Source organism: Desulfosarcina sp., assembly GCF_046496365.1.
GTDB lineage: Bacteria > Desulfobacterota > Desulfobacteria > Desulfobacterales > Desulfosarcinaceae > Desulfosarcina.
Map to the genome: position 1 here is coordinate 1 of NZ_JAWOHB010000134.1, position 3100 is coordinate 3100.

General features: G+C 53.8%; 3 protein-coding genes. 2 read left to right on the top strand and 1 reads right to left on the bottom strand.

What is annotated here, in order from left to right; genetic code table 11:
- A partial coding sequence (locus R6V78_RS12200) for a hypothetical protein (protein ID WP_410289635.1) occupies window positions 1–248 on the bottom strand: 248 nt, incomplete at its 3' end.
- On the opposite strand from R6V78_RS12200, the gene R6V78_RS12205 reads away from it, so the two are divergent.
- Both R6V78_RS12205 and R6V78_RS12210 read left to right on the top strand, forming a co-directional pair.
- Window positions 142–1359: a DUF6079 family protein gene (locus tag R6V78_RS12205; protein ID WP_410289636.1), complete on the top strand. Its 1218-nt coding sequence runs from the start codon at window positions 142–144 to the stop codon at window positions 1357–1359. The genes R6V78_RS12200 and R6V78_RS12205 overlap by 107 nt on opposite strands.
- Window positions 1346–3016: an ATP-binding protein gene (locus R6V78_RS12210; protein ID WP_410289637.1), complete on the top strand. Its 1671-nt coding sequence runs from the start codon at window positions 1346–1348 to the stop codon at window positions 3014–3016. The genes R6V78_RS12205 and R6V78_RS12210 overlap by 14 nt, the downstream gene beginning before the upstream one ends.
- The last annotated feature ends 84 nt before the right edge of the window (window positions 3017–3100 follow it).

The following is a 3100-nucleotide window of genomic DNA, read 5'->3' on the forward strand; positions in this document are numbered from 1 at the left end:
GTGGCCATCACGTCGTCGGCCTCCACCTCCGGCACCCGCAGCACGGGCAGGTCCCACAGCCGCAGCAGTTCGTCCAGGCGCGGCAGCTGCTCGGCCAGCTCCTCGGGCATCGGTTTGCGGTGCGCCTTGTAGGCGGGGTACATGGCGGGCATGACACCGGGCATGGCCCAGCTTGTCACCCAGGGCAAAGACGAGCCGGTGCAAAACCTGCAGCAGGCGGTGGGCAAGATCGTCAAGCGTATCGTCATGACCCGTCAGGCCCTGCGGGAAGGACTTTCCTTCTGGGGACTGAACCTGCTTGCAGGCACCGATCCGGCCGGCCAGGCCGCCAGACTGGACGAAGCCAAGGCATTCCTTGAATCGCTCCAGGCCTATTCATCGCCGGGCAAGCTGAAAAACTTCCGCTACAGCGCCCCCGAAGTGCTTGCCCACGAAAAAGCCGTCAAGACTCTTGATGAGCTGGACGTCCTGCGTGAGTTCATTATGAACCACGGCCCGAGCGCATCATGGCTCTCCACTGCCGAGGCGGTGCTGCCTGCCGACCATGACTGGATTGACCGCATGAAAACCACCCGGAAAGAAATTCTGGATGGACTCAACCAAACGGATCTTACACAGTTGTTGATCAAATCCCGGGGCCCCTTTTCCGAAATAGGCGCCAGGTTTCAGAAGCTGAAGAAGGATTACACCATCACCTATATCGGCCTGCACACCAAGGCCCGGCTGGGTGTGAACGATGACAAGCGCAAAGCGGGTCTGCTGGGTGATCAGCGCCTGCAAACCCTGCACAAGCTGGCTGGTATCGACCTGATGCCCCGCCGGCAAATCACCGACTACCGGAATCGTCTGGCCGGACTGAAGAGCTGCTTTGCCCTGACCGAGCAAGATCTGGACGTCACGCCCATTTGTCCCCATTGCGGATTCAGGCCTTCTATTGAAATCGTCACGGCTGCAGGGGCCCAGATGATCGACCGGATGGATGCCCAGCTTGATGCCATGGTGTCTGCCTGGACCTTAACCCTCCTCAGCAATCTGGATGATCCAATCACCCAGGCCAACATGGATCTGCTTAAAATTGAAGACCGGGAACCACTGGAGGCCTTTATCAGGTCGCGGGAGTTGCCGGTACCCTTGGACAATAATTTTATCCAGGCCTTGAAAGAGGTGCTTTCCGGTCTGGTCAAGGTAACCGTGAATGCTCATGAACTGCTGAATGCTTTAGAGGTTACAGGCGGTCCGGCAACCCCGGCGGAGATGAAGAAACGTTTTGGAGAATACATCGATCAGCTCAGCAAGGGCAAGGATCCGGCGAAGGTTCGAATCGTTCTGGAGGGGAAAATTACACATGAGCAACAGTGATGAAACCATATTGTCACTGATCGAGCAGGGAGAGAGCCTGACACTGGAGTTTAAAAGTGACGTCAAAGCCTTGTCGGATCGTGAACTGGTAGCGGCAATTGTTGCATTGACCAATACAGAGGGCGGCGACATTCTACTCGGTGTCGAGGATGATGGTTCTGTGACCGGTCTGCATCCCAATCACATGAATCTGTCAGGTCTTACAGCCATGGTGGCCAATAAAACCAACCCGGCCATATCTGTCCGAGTGGAACGCCATACAATACGGGACCTGGAGATTGCCCGCATTCATGTGCCCAAGTCCAGACAACTGGTATCTACCTCGGAAGGTCTCCTTCAGCGCCGCCGGCTCAAGTTGGACGGCACCCCTGAAGCCGTTCCCTTTTATCCCCATGAATTTTTGCAACGTCAGTCTTCCCTTGGCCTGATCGATCCGTCGGCCATGACCATTGAAGCATTGACAACCATGCAGTTAGATCCTCTTCAACGCCAACGTCTTCGCAATGCCATTAAGAAATATGGTGGTGACCAATCCCTGTTGACCCTGGCCGATGAAGAACTGGAGGGTGCACTTGGACTATGTCGTGACATCAGCGGTATTCGTTATCCAACCCTTGCGGGACTTCTTCTCCTGGGTACAGAGGAATTGCTTCGCATCCATATCCCTGCCTACGAAGTTGCTTTTCAGGTGCTTCAGGGAACAGATGTCAGGGTCAATGAGTTTTTCCGCAAACCTTTGCTGGAAACCTTTGAGGAAGTTGAATTGCTGTTCAAGGCCCGCGTGGAGGAAGAGGAAATCCAGGTAGGGCTTTTTCGGGTTCCTGTTCCCAACTATGATCGGCGCGCGTTCCGGGAGGCCTTTGTCAACGCCCTGGTTCATCGCGATTTCAGTCGACTGGGGGCTGTCCATGTCAAAATGACCGAAGATGGCCTGACCATAAGCAACCCGGGTGGATTTGTTGAAGGGGTGACGCTGGAAAATCTGCTTGTGGCAGATCCACGATCCCGTAATCCACTGTTGGCTGACATCATCAAAAGGATCGGGCTTGCCGAACGCACCGGGCGCGGTATTGACCGTATTTTTGAAGGCATGCTGCGCTATGGTCGGCCTGCCCCTGATTATTCCTTGTCCAATGCTTTTACGGTATCCGTTCATATGGCAAATGTAACCGCTGATCTCGATTTTTTAAAAATGGTGGTGGAACAGGAAGAAAAGTTGGGGCATATGCCGATTGATTCTCTGATTATCCTTTCCCGCCTGCGAGAAGAACGCCGCTTGGGTACAGCAGATTTGGCGCCTTGGGTTCAGAAGACGGAAGCCAACGTCCGGGCTACCCTTGAAAAACTGGTGGAAACCGGATTTTTGGAACCCCATGGCACCGGAAGAGGACGGACCTATACACTGAGTGCGGCTCTTTACCAAAATGCCGGTAAGAAAGCGGAATATATTCGACAGGCTGGTTTTGCGCCGTTTCAAAATGAACAGATGGTCCTCGGCTACATTGAAAAACATGGCGGCATCAAACGGGCCGATGTCATGGAACTTTGTCATTTGAATGGTCCTCAAGCCTATCGCCTGCTGAAAAAGCTTACCAATGCCGGGAAAATCATTAAAACAGGGGAACGAAGACATGCTGTTTACAAGCGCAATGCATAGCCTATGCACGGTGTGTATAGATTCTATGCATGTGTGCATAGGAAAATGCATAGGATCTCGGGAAAATCCGGCCATATCCGTTCG